Source organism: Streptomyces sp. NPDC017529, assembly GCF_044329785.1.
GTDB lineage: Bacteria > Actinomycetota > Actinomycetes > Streptomycetales > Streptomycetaceae > Streptomyces.
On the sequence record NZ_JBIRJY010000003.1, the window covers coordinates 501500 to 518662 of the forward strand.

Annotated in this window: 14 protein-coding genes; 3 read left to right on the top strand and 11 right to left on the bottom strand. The window is 72.9% G+C overall.

The features are described from left to right. Positions 1 to 3: 3 nt before the first annotated feature. The 5 genes from ACH4K4_RS09530 to ACH4K4_RS09550 form a co-directional block, all read right to left on the bottom strand. A complete protein-coding gene (locus tag ACH4K4_RS09530; protein WP_398166318.1) occupies positions 4 to 843 on the bottom strand; it encodes an ABC transporter ATP-binding protein in 840 nt (279 codons plus the stop codon). 228 nt (positions 844 to 1071) lie between these two features. Further along, positions 1072 to 1695: a GTP-binding protein gene (locus tag ACH4K4_RS09535; protein WP_398166002.1), complete on the bottom strand. Its 624-nt coding sequence runs from the start codon at positions 1693 to 1695 to the stop codon at positions 1072 to 1074. After that, on the bottom strand, positions 1676 to 2038 hold the full coding sequence (locus ACH4K4_RS09540; protein WP_398166004.1) for a DUF742 domain-containing protein: 363 nt from the start codon (positions 2036 to 2038) through the stop codon (positions 1676 to 1678). Before ACH4K4_RS09540 ends, ACH4K4_RS09535 begins: the two co-directional genes overlap by 20 nt. 73 nt (positions 2039 to 2111) lie before the next feature. After that, positions 2112 to 2519, bottom strand: a complete 408-nt coding sequence (locus ACH4K4_RS09545) for a roadblock/LC7 domain-containing protein (protein ID WP_360122739.1) — start codon at positions 2517 to 2519, stop codon at positions 2112 to 2114. 2 nt (positions 2520 to 2521) lie between these two features. Further along, complete coding sequence (locus tag ACH4K4_RS09550) at positions 2522 to 4342, bottom strand: sensor histidine kinase (RefSeq protein WP_398166006.1); 1821 nt, start codon at positions 4340 to 4342, stop codon at positions 2522 to 2524. Between the two features lie 411 nt (positions 4343 to 4753). On the opposite strand from ACH4K4_RS09550, the gene ACH4K4_RS09555 reads away from it, so the two are divergent. Then, on the top strand, positions 4754 to 5368 hold the full coding sequence (locus ACH4K4_RS09555; protein WP_398166007.1) for a TetR/AcrR family transcriptional regulator C-terminal domain-containing protein: 615 nt from the start codon (positions 4754 to 4756) through the stop codon (positions 5366 to 5368). Between the two features lie 201 nt (positions 5369 to 5569). Here ACH4K4_RS09555 and ACH4K4_RS09560 read toward each other — a convergent pair whose 3' ends face one another. Together ACH4K4_RS09560 and ACH4K4_RS09565 are read right to left on the bottom strand one after the other, a co-directional pair. Beyond that, positions 5570 to 6649 (bottom strand): rod shape-determining protein, encoded by a 1080-nt coding sequence (locus ACH4K4_RS09560; RefSeq protein ID WP_398166009.1) that lies wholly within the window; start codon positions 6647 to 6649, stop codon positions 5570 to 5572. Between the two features lie 205 nt (positions 6650 to 6854). After that, positions 6855 to 9026 (bottom strand): FUSC family protein, encoded by a 2172-nt coding sequence (locus ACH4K4_RS09565; RefSeq protein ID WP_398166011.1) that lies wholly within the window; start codon positions 9024 to 9026, stop codon positions 6855 to 6857. Positions 9027 to 9430: 404 nt separating this feature from the next. On the opposite strand from ACH4K4_RS09565, the gene ACH4K4_RS09570 reads away from it, so the two are divergent. After that, complete coding sequence (locus ACH4K4_RS09570; RefSeq protein ID WP_398166013.1) at positions 9431 to 10447, top strand: alpha/beta hydrolase; 1017 nt, start codon at positions 9431 to 9433, stop codon at positions 10445 to 10447. A gap of 49 nt (positions 10448 to 10496) precedes the next feature. Here the strand turns inward: ACH4K4_RS09570 and ACH4K4_RS09575 are convergent, their stop codons facing one another. The 3 genes from ACH4K4_RS09575 to ACH4K4_RS09585 form a co-directional block, all read right to left on the bottom strand. After that, the gene (locus ACH4K4_RS09575) at positions 10497 to 10982 is read right to left on the bottom strand and encodes a hypothetical protein (RefSeq protein ID WP_398166014.1); all 486 of its coding nucleotides are present in this window, start codon (positions 10980 to 10982) and stop codon (positions 10497 to 10499) included. 168 nt (positions 10983 to 11150) lie between these two features. Continuing rightward, complete coding sequence (locus tag ACH4K4_RS09580) at positions 11151 to 11951, bottom strand: ABC transporter permease (RefSeq protein ID WP_398166320.1); 801 nt, start codon at positions 11949 to 11951, stop codon at positions 11151 to 11153. A gap of 116 nt (positions 11952 to 12067) precedes the next feature. Continuing rightward, positions 12068 to 14917, bottom strand: a complete 2850-nt coding sequence (locus ACH4K4_RS09585; RefSeq protein WP_398166015.1) for an alpha/beta fold hydrolase — start codon at positions 14915 to 14917, stop codon at positions 12068 to 12070. A 210-nt stretch (positions 14918 to 15127) separates the two neighbouring features. On the opposite strand from ACH4K4_RS09585, the gene ACH4K4_RS09590 reads away from it, so the two are divergent. Beyond that, positions 15128 to 16363, top strand: coding sequence for a styrene monooxygenase/indole monooxygenase family protein (locus ACH4K4_RS09590; protein ID WP_398166017.1), 1236 nt, complete (start codon positions 15128 to 15130; stop codon positions 16361 to 16363). Between the two features lie 60 nt (positions 16364 to 16423). Here ACH4K4_RS09590 and ACH4K4_RS09595 read toward each other — a convergent pair whose 3' ends face one another. Next, positions 16424 to 16903 (bottom strand): GNAT family N-acetyltransferase, encoded by a 480-nt coding sequence (locus ACH4K4_RS09595; RefSeq protein WP_398166018.1) that lies wholly within the window; start codon positions 16901 to 16903, stop codon positions 16424 to 16426. Positions 16904 to 17163 lie beyond the last annotated feature (260 nt).

Here is a 17163-nt window from a genome sequence, read left to right on the forward strand (position 1 = left end):
AGCTCACCACTTCCCCAGCTGCGCCATCGCCCGCGTCACGCTGTCGGGATCCGGCCGGTCCAGCAGGCTGACGATCCGGCCCGCGTCGATGAACAGCGCCCGGTCCGTCCAGGAAGCGGCCACCGGGTCGTGGGTGACCATCACGACCGTGTGGCCCGCGCGGTCCACCGCGTCGCGCAGCAGAGCCAGTACGCCGGCGGCGGTGACCGGGTCGAGGGCGCCGGTCGGCTCGTCCGCGAAGATCACCGCGGGGTCGGTGACCAGCGCGCGGGCGATGGCCACACGCTGCTGCTGCCCGCCGGAGAGCAGCAGCGGGGAATCGTCGGCCCGGTCCGCCAGCCCCACCGCGTCCAGGACGCGCAGCGCGCGCTGCCGTACGTCCGTACTGCCCGGTGCTTCACCGCCCAGCAGCAGCGGCAGCGTCGCGTTCTCCACGACCGAGAGCGACGGCACCAGGTTGAGCGCCTGGAAGACAAAACCGACGCGCTCGCGTCTGAGCCGGGTCAGCGCGGCCTCGCCGAGCCGGGACAGATCGGTGCCGTCGATCCGTACCGTCCCCGACGTCGGCCGGTCCAGCCCGGCGGCGCACTGGAGGAAGGTCGTCTTGCCGGAGCCGGAGCGGCCCATGACGGCCAGGAAGGAGCCGCGTCGGACCGTGACGCTGACGTCGTCCAGCGCGGCCACGGTCCCGGCGCCCCGGCGGTAGCTCCGGGTGACCGACTCCAGGGTCAACGCGGCGCCGGGGTCGGTGTCCCGGACCGCCGTGCCGCCGGACACCGCGGTGTCCGGCGCCGTTCCGTCCGCCACCGCCGCCGTGCCGCGTCCCCGCGGTCGAAGCCTGATCATCCCTGCGTCCTCCGGCCTTCTTGCCCGTCTTTTGCCTGTTCGGACGCTACGGGCGGGGTGCGGCGGCAACGAGCCGGTCCGCACCCCTTTCAAAGGACGGTCAGTGACACCACCGGGGTGGGGCCAGCCCTACCCCGGGCGGCCGGGACGGGCACCATGGCGCGGGACGGGCCCCGGAGGGCGGGGCGGCCCCCGGAAAGCGGAGGGGAGCCGTTGGGCGGTCGGTCAGTGCACCGCGAGGGAGTGCAAGTACCGCATCAACGTCATCAGGACGTCGCGGCTGGAGGTACGCAGCCGGGCGTCGCAGTCGACGATCGGCACCTCCGGCGGCAGGTCCAGGGCGCCCCTGATCTCCTCGATCGGGTGGACGGGAGCGTCGGGGAAGGAGTTGATCGCGACGACGAAGGGGACCCCGCGCTCCTCCAGGCGTCCGATGACGTCGAAGCTGACCTCCAGGCGGCGGGTGTCGATGAGGACCACCGCGCCCAGCGCGCCGTCGAACAGCCCGTTCCACAGGAACCAGAAACGCTGCTGGCCCGGCGTACCGAACAGGTACAGCACCAGTTCGTCGTTGAGGCTGATGCGCCCGAAGTCCATCGCCACGGTCGTCGAGGTCTTGCGCTCGACGCCGACGGTGTCGTCCACGCCGACACCGGCCTGCGTCATCGTCTCCTCGGTGGTCAGCGGCCGGATCTCGCTCACCGCCCCCACCAGGGTCGTCTTGCCGACCCCGAAACCGCCCACGATCACCACCTTGACCGCGGCGGCGGCCGTCTCGGGCAGTTCGTCCTCGCTCCGCGGCCCCTGGGCGGGGTGCTCGACGAGCGTCTCAGAGCTTTTGAAGTCCATGGATCACCGCCTCAATAAGGGAACGGTCGGGAAGTTGGGCCGGCGGTACGGGCGCGCGCGCCACCACCCGCCCGTCGGCCAGCAGGTCACCGAGCAGGACGGTGACCACGCTGACCGGCAACTGCATGTAGGCGGAGAGTTCCGCCACGGACAGCGGGGAATGGCACAGCCGTACGATCGACGCCTGCTCCGGCTGCATTCCCGGCCTCGGTCCGGATTTCGCCACGATCAGCGTGACCAGGTCGAGGGAGGCGGTGTGCCCGGACGAGCCACTGCGCCCGCCGGTGATCACATAGAGCCGCTCGGGGCTCTGGTCCTCCCAGTCCTGGTCCGCTCCGCTCATGCCGGAGCCCCGCTTCGCCCCACCGTGCCCCCGTGTGGTCCGTGCTGCCTGCCGGTCCGTGCGCCCCGCCCGCTCATGCGTCCTGTCCGTCGTGGCGTGGCGGGCTGCTGAGGTGCTCGCCGATGCGGGCCACCAGGTCCCGCATCCGCTGGCCTATCAGCCCGGCGTCCACGCCCTCATCGGCCAGGACGGCCAGGTAAGCGCCGGCGCCCGCCGCCATCAAGTAGAAGAAGCCACCGTCCAGTTCGATCACGACCATGCGCATCCGGCCGTCGCTGTGCGGGAACTCGGCGGACACCGCGCCCGCCAGGCTCTGCAGGCCCGCGCACGCCGCCGCCAGCCGGTCGGCGGTATCGGTGTCCGTTCCGTACTGGGCCATGCGCAGGCCGTCCGAGGACAGCACGACCACGTGACGGGTCTGCGGAACGCTCTCCGCGAGGTCCTTGAGCATCCAGTCCATGTTGGGCCGGTGCTGAATCATGGCTACTCACTCTTTTCCGACGGCTCGTCACTCTTCTCACTGGCTGCACTTGCGGCACTGACTGACGTCCCCGTACCGGCCGCGGTGCCCGGCCGGCCGTCCCAGTCGGCGTTGCGCTCCGGCCGGCCGGGCCGGTCGGCGGACTGCGCCTGCCGGCTCGACTGGTTCGACCACCCCGACTGGCTCGACTGTCCCTGCTGACCCGACTGTTCCTGCTGGCCCTGCTGACTCGACTGGCTTTCGCCGGACAGGCCGCTTTGGAACGCGGCGAGCCACATGCCGGGCTGCACCGGCGCGGCATCGGCCGGCCCGGCGGCCGGGGAGGTGGTGGCGGGGGCCGCGGGTGCCGCGGAAGCCGCCGGCGGTACGGGCGCGGTGGCGCGGGACTTGCGGCGGCGCTGCGGCAGCCCGTTGGGAGTCCGCTCGGTCACGAGAGGGAGGTCATCCTGGGTCTCCTCCCGGAACTCGTCCCGGAGCTGCGGCGGCACGGACGCGGCGGGAGCCACGGAGGCCGCGGGTATGGACGGGGCGGGCGGGGCCGGCGATACGGCCGGGGGCGCCGCGGCGTGCCGGGGACCGGTCGCCGCCGGGGCCGCGGCCACGCTCCGGCGCTCCGTACGGGCCGTACGCGGACCCGAGGACGCGCCGATGCCGTGCGCACGGCCGGTCGCCGCCGCGGTCGTGATCAGTTCCTGCGGAACGATCAGCACCGCCCGCACGCCGCCATACGCCGAAGGCCGCAGCGACACCTGGAAGTTGTACGCCTGCGCCAGCCGGCCGACCACCGCGAGGCCCAGCCGCGGAGTCTCCCCCAGGTCGTTGACGTCGATGCCCTGCTGCGCCTGCTGAAGCATCCGCTCGGCCCGCTTGCGGGCCTCCTCGCTCATGCTGACGCCGCCGTCCTCGATCTCCACGGCGATACCGGACTGCACCTCCACGGCGGTCAGGTGCACACGGGTCTGCGGCGGGGAGTAGCGGGTGGCGTTGTCGAGCAGTTCGGCGAGGGCGTGGATCAGCGGCTCGACGGCGGTGCCGACGACCGCGACCTCCGACACGGAGTGCAACTCGACGCGCTGGTAGTCGATGATCCGCGACATCGCACCACGCAACACGCTGAACAGCGGAACCGCACGGCTCCACTGACGGCCCGGACGCGCGCCACCGAGCACGGCGATGGAGTCGGCGAGGCGGCCGATCAGGGCCGTACCGTGGTCCAGCCGCAGCAGATCACCGAAGACCTCGGGGGACTGACCGTGCCGGTCCTCCATGTCCCGCAGTTCTTGCGCCTGTTGGTGGACGATCGCCTGCACGCGGCGGGCGATGTTCACGAACGCGCGCTGCGCGGACTCGCGCAGATCCTCCTCGGCGACGACGGCGTCGAGAACGGAACGCAACACGGCCTGGTGCGCCGCCGTGAACTCCGGCGTCAGCCCCGCCGCACGCGCCTGCCGCAATACCTGCTCGGTGATCGCCTCGTGCACGTCCTCGGGGAACTCGCCCCGCCCGAGCCGGGCCACCACCTCCGGCAGCAGCTCCTCGGCCAGTCGGACGGTCTCGGCCTCCTGCCGGGCCAGCGCGGCCTGCTGCGCGTCCGCCTGCGCCCGCAACGCGGCGAGCGCCCGGCCGCGGCGGGTGACCTCGGCGGTGACCAGCGCGACCGCCATGGTGGCGACCGAACCGATCCACACCACCGGCGTACTCGCCTGCGCGGGGACCATCGCCGCGGCGACGGCCGCGGCCACGGCGGTCGCCGCGGCGGGCAGTATCCACGCGAGAACCGAGCCGGGACGCGGCCCCCCGGGCGACGATCCTTCCGGAACCATCTGCACCCTAAAACCCTCAAAACATCGATAGATCAAGGACGTCTAGCGGGCCCCAGCTCCCCGTACGGCACCGCCACAGAGGTCACCTGCGGTAACTACCTTCATACACTGGGCCGGAAGTAGCATAACCGCCTTTGATCAAGGACTGACGTCAGGTCACCACTCTTTAACCAAGCCTGGATCGGGGGCTTCCGGAGGGGTCGGCCGGAGCGCTGCGGGGCGACGGACGAGGCCAAGGCGATGGGGGGGGGCGGACCGGAGCGGTCCGGCGAGAACGGGCCGGATCAATGCGGTGAGAGTGTCCACTCTCACCCCCGTGATTTCAGTATTCGGGCAGCTCGATGTCTGCCGACATGTCCTCGCCCTGCCGGAGCATCGCCGCCCAGTGCCTGCGGATCGTTCAGCAGGCCGTTGCGTGCGTCGATCGCCTCCTGGGTCGGCGGTGCCAGGAATTCACCGGCCTGGCGGCCGCCCTCCTGGCACCGCGTGACGAACGGGCTGGTCGCCCTCATGATCGACACTGCGATGGGCGAGCCGCCCGCGCTGCGCGCCGACGCGGGGTGGCGGGCCGCACTGCGCGAGTGGGCCGAGCGGTTGTCGGCGGTCCTTCACCGGCACCCCTGGCTGCTGACGGCGACGGTGGGCCCCCGGTTCATGGGCCCCAACGAACTCGGCTGGACGGAGAGCGCCCTCGCCGCGCTCGCGGACACCGGTCTGGACGGGGCCGAACAACTGGACGCGGTGGTCCTGGTGAACGGACATGTCCGGACTCTTGCCCAGGTCGCGGTGTCCATGGGAGTGGGCAGTGCGCGGGCGAAGGGGCCCGAGCAGGTGATGAGCGCGGCGTTGAACGAACTTCTCGTCGGCCGTTCCGAGCGCTATCCGGCACTCGCCGCCGCCGTCGCGTCCTCGGCGACCGGCGACGCGCGCGACCAGGCGCTGGAATTCGGCCTGGAGCGCATCTTCGACGGGCTGGAGAGCTTTGTCTCCCGCCGGGCGGCGCAGGTTTCCGCGACCGAGTCCTGAGCCGGCCGCGAAGGAGGCGCACGGTCGGCGCCGGCGTCTTCACCCGTCGCGGAGGCTACCGCGCGTCGGCGTATCCGGCGCCTCTCGGGCGGGAAGCCGCCCTGTGGGCTGTGCGGGCGGGGAGCCGCCCGGCCCCTGGGGGACGGCGGGAGCGGTCCGTACCCGTACGGCCGCGTCCCTCGCCCGTTCACCCCGCCGCGATCAGAGCCGTACGGCCTTTCGCGGCTGTTCCATCGCGCCGGTCAAAAGGCCCTGTAGCGAGGCGAATTCGTCGACGCACCGGCCCGTGCCGTTGACCACGCAGTCCAGCGGGTCGTCGGCGACGACCACCGGTACGCCCATTTCCTGGCGCAGCCGCTGGCTGAGGCCACGCAGCAGTGCGCCACCGCCGGTGAGGGCGATGCCGCGCTCGATGATGTCCCCGGAGAGCTCGGGCGGGCACTCGTCGAGGGTGCGGTGCACGGCCCGGACGATCGCGTCGACCGGTTCGGCGAGCGCCGAGCGGATCTCCTCTTCGGTGATCTCCTGGATGCGGGGCAGTCCGCTCACGTGGTCGCGGCCGCGGACGGTGTAGGTGGTGCGGCGATCGGGCTCGCCCTCCTCGTCGACGTCGACCGGGGTCCAGGCCGCGGAGCCGATGGCGATCTTGATGTCCTCGGCGGTGCGCTCGCCGATCGCCAGCGAGTGCTTCTTCTTGACGTACGACATGATCGCCGCGTCCAGCGCGTCGCCCGCGACCCGTACGGACTGGGCGGTGACGATGCCGCCCATGGAGACCACGGCCACCTCGGTCGTGCCGCCGCCGATGTCCACCACCATGCAGCCGACCGGCTCGGCGACCGGCAGGCCGGCCCCGATCGCCGCCGCCATCGGCTCCTCGATCAGGTGCACCTCGCGGGCGCCGGCGCCGCGCGCCGAGTCGATGACGGCGCGCCGCTCGACGCCCGTGATCCCGGAGGGTACGCAGATGACGACGCGCGGCCGGGAGAAGCGGCGGGTGGGCAGGGCCTTCTTCATCAGGGCGCGCAGCATCTGCTCGGCCGCGTCGAAGTCGGCGATCACGCCTTCCTGGAGGGGGCGCATCGCGGTGATGCCGGACGGTGTGCGGCCGATGGTGCGCTTGGCCTCCGAGCCCACGGCGATCACCTCGCCGGACGCGTTGACCGCGACCACGGACGGCTCGTTCAGGACGACGCCCTTGCCGCGTGAGTAGACCAGGGTGTTGGCGGTTCCCAGGTCGATGCCTATGTCGTACGTACCGGACGAAGTGCTGGACGCCATGGGAGGTTCGCTTGCTCTCTCTCGACTGGACGACAGGGCCCCGTGCGCAGGGCCCTCGAACATCGCGCCCCGGGGTGGCACTGGTGGCTCGCGGAACCGGGCGAGGAGGTCAGGCTCGTCTGGCTCGTCAAGCTCGCCAATGGCGCCATTTGCGGGCAATTATCAAGACTACAGGCGACGCCTAATGGTTCCTGGTCCGCACGGTTCAGCGCGTTCCCGGCGTGTCCGCAGCGCTCGGCTCGCTGGGTGTACGCGGTGGCCCCGCGCCTTTGGCCCGGGCTTCACGTGCCGCCCTGTTCCTGCCGCCGGGGCCGCGCGACAGTGCCTGGGCCAGGTCGTCGAGCGCGTCGAGGAGCAGGTCGGCGCCGCGCAGCGCGACGCCGGGGGACTCGGACCGCGCCGCCCACTCCTCCCATGCGCCGCGCAGTGTGCTCCAGTCCAGCTCGCGCCGCTCCCGTACGGCCGCGACCGCGCGCTCCAGGGACCCGCGCAGCTCTTCCGTGAACGCCTGGGCGCCCCGCGAAGGTTCCGCCTCCCGGTCCGGAAGGTGCGCTTCCAGGATCATCGTCACCCGGCCCATCGTGGCCAGGGCCGACTGCGCCGACCCGGCCGCGCGCAGCGACAGCCCGCGGTGGCGCACCGGCTCCTTCTCGGCGCGCGATTCGCTCTCCTCCCAGGCGGCGCGGGCCGCGCGGGCGTCCAGCAGGGCTTCGCGGACCTGCCGGGGGCGGCGTTCGGCCGGCCGCGCGTAGATGTCGAACACGGCCACCGAGTACCGCCCGTTGGCCTCCAGCCACTGGGCCAGCCGCTCGCGCAGGCGCGGTGTCTCCCAGGCGGGGAAGAGGGCGTAGGACAGCATGGCCAGCAGGCCGCCGATCAGGGTGAGGACGACGCGTTCCTGGACGGTCTGTTCCCAGCCGGCGCCCGCGACGCCGAGGAGGAAGACGACGTACGCGGCGACACACGCCGAGGTCACCGACACCCCCGTACGCATCAGCAGGTACATCGCCAGGACGCAGACGACGGCCAGCGCGGCGCTGACGTACGGGTTCGGGTGGGTGAGGCCCGTGATCGTGCCGCCCACCGCGACGCCGACGAGGGTGCCGGCGAACCGCGCGACGCCGCGCGAGTACGTCTGCCCGAAGTCGGGCCGCATCACCATCACCGAGGCCAGCGACGCCCAGTAGCCGTGTCCGAAGGGCAGTGCCTGGCCGAGGAGGTAGCCGGCCGAGGCGACCGCGCTGACGCGTAGCGCGTGCCGGAAGATGTGGGACGACCAGCGGAGCTCGCGGCGTACCGCGCGCAGGGCCACCGGCACCAGCTTCGGCACGCTGGGGCGCAGCAGGTGCCCGCGCTCCTCCTCGGTGGTGGGCCGGGTGGCCCGCACGGGCTCGTCGGTGAACTCGACGGCGTCGGCGAGCAGGGAGATCAGCCGCAGCGCGGAACGGCGGGCGGCGCCGGTCAGCCGCGGGCCGTCGCCGTCCTGCGGCATTTCGAGGGTGGCCATGGCCTCGGGCGGCAGCCGTACGGGCTTGCCGTGCCGGATGGCGGTCGCGACGGCGTCCAGGACGGTGGCGGCCGCACCGAGCAGTTCGCGGGCCCGGTCGCGTTCGGGACCTTCGACCGGGACGCCGACGACCGGGTCGGCGAGTGACGCCAGTACCGGCCTGACCTGCTCGGCGAGCGCCCGCGGGCCGTGCAGCTGTACCGGCCTGCGCTTGGCCTGACGCGGGGTCACGGCGGAGGCGAGGCGCGCGTCCATCAGCGGTTGCGGGTCGAAGGGGGCGACCGGGTCGTGCCGCAGCCGGCGCGCGTAGTCCGCCTCGGCGGCGAGCGCGTCGGCGAGGGCGTCGCGCTGCGCTCCCCAGGGCCGTACGGGGAACAGCACGATCAGGGCGGCCTGGACGAGTCCGCCGAACGCGATGATGGCCGCGTGCTCCAGTGCGCCGAGGACGGAGGTCGGCAGCGTCACGGTGACGAGCATGACCGAGACGGTCTGCGTGCCGACCAACCCGGACACCGGCCCGACCGACCAGGCCATGCCTGCCAGGAAGGTCCACACGGCCAGCAGGGCCAGGAAGCCGGCGATGTGCGCGGCGGCGAGGTAGCCGAGGAAGGTGGAGACCGACAGGCCGCCCGCGACGGCGAGCGCGAGGACGGGGCGCGGGCGCCAGCTGCGCTGGAAGGTGGCGATGCCGGCGGCGAACGCGCCGAAGGCGGACGAGACGGCGAGGGCGGGGCTGCCGAGATAGAGGCAGAGCCCGATGACGATCGCGACGCCGACCGAGCCGCGGATCGCGATGAAGGGGGTGAGCTTGGCCCGCTCGATGGTCAGCCCGGAGCGGGCGGTCTCCTTGAGAGCTCGCGACCAGGTCATGCTCCAGAGAATACGGATGCGGGAGCACCGAACCGGAATGATCGGCGCCGGTTCGCGGACGGGTTGCGGGGGAGGGGGCGGGGCGGGAGGAATGGGGGACGCGGCGAGGGGAAGGGGTTCGGCGGACCGTCCGGGGGTGCGCGGGCCGGGGCCCGCACGCGGCCGGTACGCGGTCTCCGCCACCCGGTTCCGGTCCCCTTCCGGGTTCCGGGGCGATTCACCGTGAAAATCACGGTAAAGCCGGTTTCCGTTGCGGGTAAACCGCACTGGTCACAGCCCTGCGGGCCCGGACCGGCCGCCGCGTGCGGGCAATGCGACAGCCGAAAGGGGAAACCCCGGCCCCGGTCGCTCCCTCTTGCTGGCCAGCCGGGGGTTCCCGGCCCGCTCGACAAGGAGAAGGACCCGTGCGCAAAGCCCTCACCCCGGTGGTCGTGCTGACCACGCTGGCCGCCCTCGCCGCCACCGCCGGCTGCGGCAAGGGCGATTCCGGCGACGCCCCGGTGCGCTTCGGCGACGCGAACGGATCCGGTTCGCAGGGCGCCACGCACCCGGGCAAGGGCTCGCTCGCCCGGATGCCCACCAACCCGGTCAGCTTCAAGGAACAGCGCAAGGTCGGCGGCGCGGGCGGCGACACCCCGATCGGCGTGGCCACGTACCACGGCCCCAAGTCCGGGTTCACCGGAAAGGTGTGGGTCTGGGCGCCGCCGGAGTACTACGAGAAGCAGAACGCGAACAAGGGCTTCCCGGTGCTGATGGCGCTGCCCGGCGCCGAGGGCTACCCCGTCAACTACTGGATCGGCGGCGACCTCAAGCTGGAGGAGAACCTCGCGCAGTGGTCCAAGGAGGGCAAGAGCCTGCCGTTCATCGTGGTGATGCCGGTGCTCAACCCGAACGCCAAGCAGTACTACGACGCCAGCGACATCCCCGGCCAGCCGAAGATGGGCACCTGGCTGAACGAGGACGTCCCCGACTTCGTCCGGCAGAACTTCCGTACGCTCAAGAGCCGGGACGGCTGGGCGGTCATGGGCTCCTCTTCCGGCGGGTTCGCCGCGCTGAAGAACGTCCTCCAGCACCCCGAGACCTTCAAGGCCGCGATACCGAGCGGGCCGGACATCGTGCCCGACTCGCCGCTGTGGCGGGGGCACGCCAAGGAGCAGCGCGAGAACAATCCCGAGGTGCTGGCGAAGCGGCTGATCGCCAAGGGCGGACCCGAGGTCTACCTCGGCTTCCAGGACGGCTCCAAGGAATCGACGATCGTGCCGAAGGTCAAGAAGTTCATCGCGCAGTACGGCCGGGGGCCGGTGAAGACGCGAATGCAGCTGGTGGCCGGCGGCATGCACGGCGCCGACACGTACGTGAAGGCCATGGACGAGGGCACGATCCAGTGGATCAGCAAGCACATGCAGGGCCCGGCGGAGTAGCGGCCTGTGCGTCAAGCGCGCCGCCCGCGCCGTGCCCTGCCCGTGAGCCTCACGCCGAGCAGGCGACGTCCAGCAGTTCGATGGGCCGGGTGGCGTCCAGGTCCACGTAGGCGGTGAAGTGTTCCGTGCGGTTTCCACTCCAGTACGTGGTGATGGTCGCCCAGCCGACCCGGGCGGACTGCGCGGTGGTCACCTTGCCGACCGAGATGTTGCGCGGCGTGTTCTGCGCGCACAGCAGCAGGTCGTAGTCGGGCGTCTCGGCGGCCTTCTTCTTGAGTTCGGCGGAGACCTGGTGCTCGCGCTGCCAGGCGTTCGGGCCGTGCTTCCCGTAGAAGGAGGTGAGGAAGCGGCGGATCTCCTCGGCGGTGTAACGGTTGTTCGGGTCGGTACGGACGGACGGCCCGGACTGCTGCTGTACGGAGGCCTCCGACGCGGCGGTCACCGGTGTGGCGACCGCGGTGGCGGTCAGGGTGAGGCCGAGAGCGACGGCGGCCGCGGTGGCGATGGCGGAGGTGCGCGAAACGTGACGGAGCATGAGATGTCCTCGACTTCCGACTTCTGTCCTATGTGCGCATTGCCGGTGTGTACCGACTGAGACAACCGGCACCGCCGCATGGTTGCAGCGCGCCGCGCCACGTCACTCCCCCGGAGCAACCGGCCCTCCCCCGTCCCGAGCGCGACGGCGCCGTCTCCTGGCGACCTTCTAGGACACGATGTCCTTCTTCCCGAACCCGCGGAACGCCAGCGCGAACAGCACCAGCGCGTACGCCACCGAGACCGCCGCGCCCTGGATCATGCCCGTGGCGTCGAGCTGGGGCTGGAGTGCGTCGGCCCAGGCGAACTGCCAGTGGGCCGGGAGGAAGTCGCGCCACTGGTCCAGGGCCGTGACCTGGTCCAGCACGTTGCCGACGATGGTCAGGCCGACCGCGCCGCCGACCGCGCCCAGCGGCGCGTCGGTCACCGTGGACAGCCAGAAGGCGAGCGCCGCCGTGACCAGCTGGCTGACGAAGACGTACGCGACGGCAAGCCCGAGCCGCGGCAGCGCGTCGCCCGCGGACAGCGCGCCTCCGGTGGGCAGTTGGAGCGGCCCCCATCCGTACGCGGCCGTGCCCACGGCGAGGGCGACCAGCGGCAGCAGCACCATGGCCGCCGCGCTGAAGACCAGCGCGACGGTGAGCTTGCTGAGCAGCAGCCGGGTACGCGGGACCGGCGCCGCCAGCAGGTAGCGCAGCGAGGACCAGCTCGCCTCCGAAGCCACCGTGTCGCCGCAGAACAGCGCCACCGGGACGACCAGCAGGAAGCCGGCGGAGACGAACAGGGTGGTCGCGGTGAAGTTGGCGCCGGAGGCGGTCGCGGTGTCCATCAGGGTCACCCGGTTGCTGCGCCCGCCCGGGTCGCCGCCGATCGCGAAGGCCGCGACCAGGACGAACGGGAGCACCGCGAGGATCGCTGCGATGACGAGGGTGCGGCGCCGCCTGAGCTGGCGCAGCGCCTCGACACGCAGCGGGAGGGTGCGGTGTGGGCGGTAGCCGGGGGCGTGCGGCGCGCCGGGTACGGACGAGCCCGCGGGCCCGCCGGGGAGCGCGGGCCCGCCGCTGGTGCCGGAATCGGTGACGGCGGTCACCGGTCACCTCCGATCATGGTGAGGAAGGCGTCCTCAAGGCGCCGGTGGGGGCCGATGCGGGCCACCGGAATTTCCAGCCTGAGCAGTTCGGGCAGCAGCTCGGGGGTGCTGGTCGTGCCGTCGAGCGTGACGAGGAGGCCCTCGTCGGCCCGCGCGGCCGAGGCCACCCCGGGCAGCGCGGCGACCTTCTCCAGGAGGACGTCGGACGGTGGCTCGCCGCCCGCCACGCCGACGAGCAGGGTGTCGCCGGAGCCGACGATGTCGGCGACCGGGCCGGCCTGGACGAGCTGTCCGCGGTCCATGACGACCAGATGCGTACAGGTCTGTTCGACCTCGGCCAGCAGATGGCTGGAGACGATCACGGTACGGCCGCCGGCCGCGTACCGGATCATCACGTCCCGCATCTCGCGGATCTGCGGCGGGTCGAGTCCGTTGGTCGGCTCGTCCAGGATGAGCAGGTCCGGCAGGCCCAGCATGGCCTGCGCGATGGCGAGGCGCTGCCGCATGCCCTGCGAGTACGTGCGTACGGCGCGCTGCAGCGCGTCGCCCAGCCCGGCGATCTCCAGCGCCTCGTCGATGTGCGCGTCCTCGGCCGGGCGGCCGGTGGCCTGCCAGTACAGGTCCAGGTTGGCGCGCCCGGACAGGTGCGGGAGGAAGCCGGCGCCCTCGACGAACGCGCCGACCCGCGACAGCACCGGTGCGCCCGGCCGGATCGCGTGCCCGAAGACGCGGATCTCGCCGGCGTCCGGCCCGATGAGGCCCATGAGCATGCGCAGGGTGGTGGTCTTGCCCGCGCCGTTCGGACCGAGGAGGCCGAGCACCTGGCCCTTCTCGACGCGGAAGGAGAGGTCCCGTACGGCGTACCGGTCGGCGGACTTGGCGTACCGCTTGCTCAGGCCGGTGATCTGCAGCGGCACGTCCGCCAGGTCCGGGTCGGGGGCGCTGGCCGCGGACCGCCGCCGGCCGACGAGCAGCAGGAGTACGGCGATCACCGCGCCCGCCGCGGGCAGTGCCCAGGTCCAGGCGGGCAGCGGGGCCGCGGCGCTCTTGACGGCGGGCGCGGTCGGCACGCTCAGGACGCCGCCGCCTTCGAGCGAGGCGGTGTACATCGCGGGCTCGACGGGCGAGGCGTACGCGAGGTCCGTCGAGGAGAGCACCAGGCGCAGCCGGTGGCCCGCGGCGAACTCGTGGTCGATGGCGGGCATCCGCAGTGTGACGCTCCTGCCGTCCCCGGCGCCGGTGACGCGATACGGCTCGGCGAGCCCGGCGGGCAGCACCGGCCGGCTGCTGCCGTTCGGCCCGATGTCGTACACCTTGGCGAAGACGACCGCTTCGCCGCTGGTGGAGCGGAGCCGTACGCGGGCGGTCGGCGCGCCGGTGACGCGCAGCGGGTCGCCGAGCGGCGGCGAGTCGAAGTGGGCGAACTGGCCCGGGGAATCGAGGGAGAGTCCGGCGCCGACGCTGGAGAGGCTGTTGAGGGCGCCCACGCCGGGCACCGTGGAGATGGACGGCGGGCTCGCCCCCGCCGGGTTGCTGAAGCGCTGCTCGCGTCCGGTCAGGCGGACGGGGCGCGGGTCGTTGTCCAGGCCGGGGTAGCTGCCGCCGCTCGCGCCGCGCAGGCGGGCGGCGCCGTTGGTGGAGTCCACGGCCCCGCCGCGGCTGACGCGGAAGGCGGGTCCGGTGTCCGTGTCCTCGTCGTTCTTCAGGTAGCGGTCGAACCAGGCTTTCGTACGGTCCAGGAGGCGGCCGGTCTCGCGGTCGCCGCCGTCGTGGCCGCCGGCGAGCCAGTCGACGGAGACGGGTGCGCCGTTCTTGCGGATCGCGCGCTGCATCTGGTCGGCCTGGCCGAGCGTGAACAGCGAATCGGTTCTGCCCTGCATGATCAGGGTCGGTACCTTGATGCGGTCGGCGACGGCGGAGGGGCTGCGCTTTTCGAGGAGTTCGCGGGCCGCGTCGTCGGGCTTGCCGGAGACGGCGATCCGCTCGTACATCTCGCACAGTTGCCGTTCGAAGCGGCCGCAGCCGTCGGCGGCGTCGCGGGCCGCGGACTCGGCGGCCTCCCGCGCCGCGGACTCGCCGCCGGGAGCGGACCGCCCGCTGCCGCCGGTGCCCGGTCCGGCGCCGCTGCCGCCGTCGTTGTCCCGGGTGCTGTCGCCGTCGCTGCCGCCGACGCGGCTGTCCGCACCGGCCGCGCCCGCCGAGCCGGTCGAGAAGAACATGCCGGCCCACAGCTTCTTGAAGACGCCGTTGGGGAAGAGCGCGTCGGCCAGGTTCCAGTAGGTGATCTGCGGGGCGATGGCGTCCACCCGCTTGTCGTACCCGGCCGCGAGCAGCGCGACCGCGCCCCCGTACGAGCCGCCGGCCACGCCGACCCGCGGGTCGCCCGCCCCGTCGAGCCGCACCTCGGGGCGCTTCGCCAGCCAGTCGATCAGCCGGCGGACGTCGGCCACCTCCCGCTCCGGGGCGTTGAGACCGATCTTCCCGGTGGACTTGCCGAAGCCGCGCGCCGACCAGGTCAGTACGGCGTACCCGTCGCGCGCCAGCCGCTCGGCCTGCTCGCGCATGGCGTCCTTGCTGCCGCCGAAGCCGTGTCCGAGGAGGACGGCGGGGCGGGGGCCGGTGCCGCCCGCGGTGAAGAAGGAGGTGTCGACGCGCACCTCGTCCTGGCCGGCCGTACCGCTGCCGTCCGGGCCTCCGGAGTTCTCCGGCATGCCGAACACCCGGTCCTCGCGGTGCACGGGCGGCGGCCCGTCCGCGGCGGCCGCCGCCCACGTGCCACCCCCGGCGAGCACGGCCAGCGCGGCCACCGTCGCGTACAGCCGCCGTCCGCGGAATCGGAAAGTCATACGGTGAATCCTAAGTACGCCGCGCGGCGGCCCACCGGCACGCCGGTGCGAACCCGCGCACCTCCCCCGGCAGTACATACGCCGCCCCGCATACCGCGCCCGCAGTACGCGCCACGCGCCCATGCGTCCCGGGCCCCTCTGTACACCGCACACCCCCGCCGCTACAAAAGACGATGTGGGGCGGGCCGGATCGGCCCAGGGGAGGCCGCAATGCGCAGGATCGCCATCGTCGGTGCGGGGCAGGCGGGGCTGCATCTCGCCCTCGCGCTGTCGGCCGCCGAGTACGACGTCACGTTGGTCACCGACCGTACGGCCCAGGAGGTACGCGCGGGGCGGGTGATGTCGACACAGCTGCTGTTCGGCCCGGCGCGGCACCTGGAGCGGGACGCCGGACTGAACCTGTGGGACGCCACCGCCCCCGGCGTGAGCGCGCTGCGGCTGACGGTGTGGGACCCGCCCGGCAAGTCGGCGCTGACGTTCACGGGACGGTTCGACGAGCCGCCGCACTCCGTGGACCAGCGGGTGAAGATGGCCGGCTGGCTCGGCCTGTACGAGGCGAGGGGCGGCCGCGTCCGGTACGCGTGCGCCACACCCGGCTCGCTGCCCGAGCTGGCCGCCGGGCACGACCTGACGATCGTCGCCTCCGGCCGCGGCGACCTCACCCGGCTCTTCGCCCGCAACCCGCTGTACTGTCCCTTCGACCGCCCGCAGCGCACGCTGGCCTGCGTCTACGTGCACGGCATCGCGGCACCGGCCGATCACCCGGAGCCACAGGCGCGGGCCAACGTGGTGGCCGGGGCCGGCGAGGTGTTCGTGCTGCCGGCGCTGACGACGGGCGGGCCGTGCGGCATCGTGCTGTTCGAGGCGCTGCCGGGCGGGCCGTTCGACTGCTGGCTCGACCAGCCCTCGCCGGACGGCTGCGTGACCCGCGCGCTCGGACTGCTGCGCACCTACGCGCCCGGGGAGTACGAACTGTGCAGGGACGCCCGGCCGACGGACGCGGGCGCGACGCTGTACGGCGCGATCACGCCGACCGTCCGGCACCCGGTGGCCGAGGTCGCGCCGGGCACGTATGTGCTGGGGATGGCGGACACGGTCGTGACCAACGACCCGGTCACGGGCCAGGGTGCGAACAACGCGGCCCGGAGCGCGGCGGTCTACCTGGACGCGATCCTGGAGCGTGGTGACGGGCCCTTCGACCCGGAGTGGATGCAGACGGCCTTCGACACCTACTGGCAGCATGCCCGGCAGGTCACCGAGTTCACCAACCTGATGCTGGAGCCGCCGCCGCAGCACGTGCAGCGTCTGCTGGCGGCCGCCGCCGAACACCCGGCGGTGGCACACCGTTTCGTCAACGGCTATGCCGACCCGGCGGACTACCACGCATGGCTGATGACGGCGGCCCAGGCGGACGCGTACCTGACCGCTGCCGGGGCCGCCAACTGACGTCCCGGCGCCCCGGATCCGGTGCGGAGTGTGTCCGGTTGGGGGGCCGGACACCTGCTCTCAGCCCCTGCCGCCCTGTTCCAGCGCCAGCGTGAAACGTTTCTTGTCCTTGCGGGTCGCGCCGAACCGGTCGTAGAAGCGGATCGCGCCCGCGTTCCAGTCGGGCGTGTTCCACTGCATCTCGGCCACGCCCAGCGCCTTGCCTTCGGCGATGACGGCCTCGACGAGCAGCGCGCCCAGCCCGAGGCCGCGGTGCTCGGCCCTCAGGTAGAGGCAGTCCAGTTGCAGGTAGTCGCGGCCCTGCCAGGTGTCGAAGGCCGTCGAGCAGGTGGCGTACCCGGCGAGTTCGCCGCCGGGCAGCTCGGCGACCAGGCAGCGCAGCCGGGACGGGTGCGGCCCCGACAGCGCGTCGGCGAGTCGCGCCTCCAGGTCCGCCGCGGGCGGCGCGGCCCGCTCGTAAGCGGCGTGCTCGGCGGCCAGCGCGACCACGTCCGCCAGGTCCGTGCGCACCGCGTGCCGGATGACCGGGGGCCCTGTCATGGGGCACCCGCCGCGGCCCGTGTCGTCATGACGGCACCTGTGATCTGTAGTTCGTCAGTCATATGCAGCATCATGCGTCATCGGGCCGAAACGGTTCCCCGGATTACGGCGGGTTTTCCGTGACGGAGGCGGGCGGTGGGGGGGGGGGGGGGGGGGGGCCCCCCCCCCCCCCCCCCCCCCCCCCGGGGGGGGGGGGGGGGCCCCCGGTGGGGGGGCCCGCCGGGCGGGGCGGCCCCCCCGGGGTGGAGGCCCAGTCCCCG

What these genes read in the sequence shown, in the direction of transcription:
- ACH4K4_RS09560 (WP_398166009.1), bottom strand. Translation starts at nt 6,649, where the DNA reads ATGGCGTCCAGCACTTCGTCCGGTACGTACGACATAGGCATCGACCTG.
- ACH4K4_RS09585 (WP_398166015.1), bottom strand. Translation starts at nt 14,917, where the DNA reads ATGACTTTCCGATTCCGCGGACGGCGGCTGTACGCGACGGTGGCCGCG.
- ACH4K4_RS09575 (WP_398166014.1), bottom strand. Translation starts at nt 10,982, where the DNA reads ATGCTCCGTCACGTTTCGCGCACCTCCGCCATCGCCACCGCGGCCGCC.
- ACH4K4_RS09595 (WP_398166018.1), bottom strand. Translation starts at nt 16,903, where the DNA reads ATGACAGGGCCCCCGGTCATCCGGCACGCGGTGCGCACGGACCTGGCG.
- ACH4K4_RS09540 (WP_398166004.1), bottom strand. Translation starts at nt 2,038, where the DNA reads ATGAGCGGAGCGGACCAGGACTGGGAGGACCAGAGCCCCGAGCGGCTC.
- ACH4K4_RS09535 (WP_398166002.1), bottom strand. Translation starts at nt 1,695, where the DNA reads ATGGACTTCAAAAGCTCTGAGACGCTCGTCGAGCACCCCGCCCAGGGG.
- ACH4K4_RS09545 (WP_360122739.1), bottom strand. Translation starts at nt 2,519, where the DNA reads ATGATTCAGCACCGGCCCAACATGGACTGGATGCTCAAGGACCTCGCG.
- ACH4K4_RS09590 (WP_398166017.1), top strand. Translation starts at nt 15,128, where the DNA reads ATGCGCAGGATCGCCATCGTCGGTGCGGGGCAGGCGGGGCTGCATCTC.
- ACH4K4_RS09565 (WP_398166011.1), bottom strand. Translation starts at nt 9,026, where the DNA reads ATGACCTGGTCGCGAGCTCTCAAGGAGACCGCCCGCTCCGGGCTGACC.
- ACH4K4_RS09550 (WP_398166006.1), bottom strand. Translation starts at nt 4,342, where the DNA reads ATGGTTCCGGAAGGATCGTCGCCCGGGGGGCCGCGTCCCGGCTCGGTT.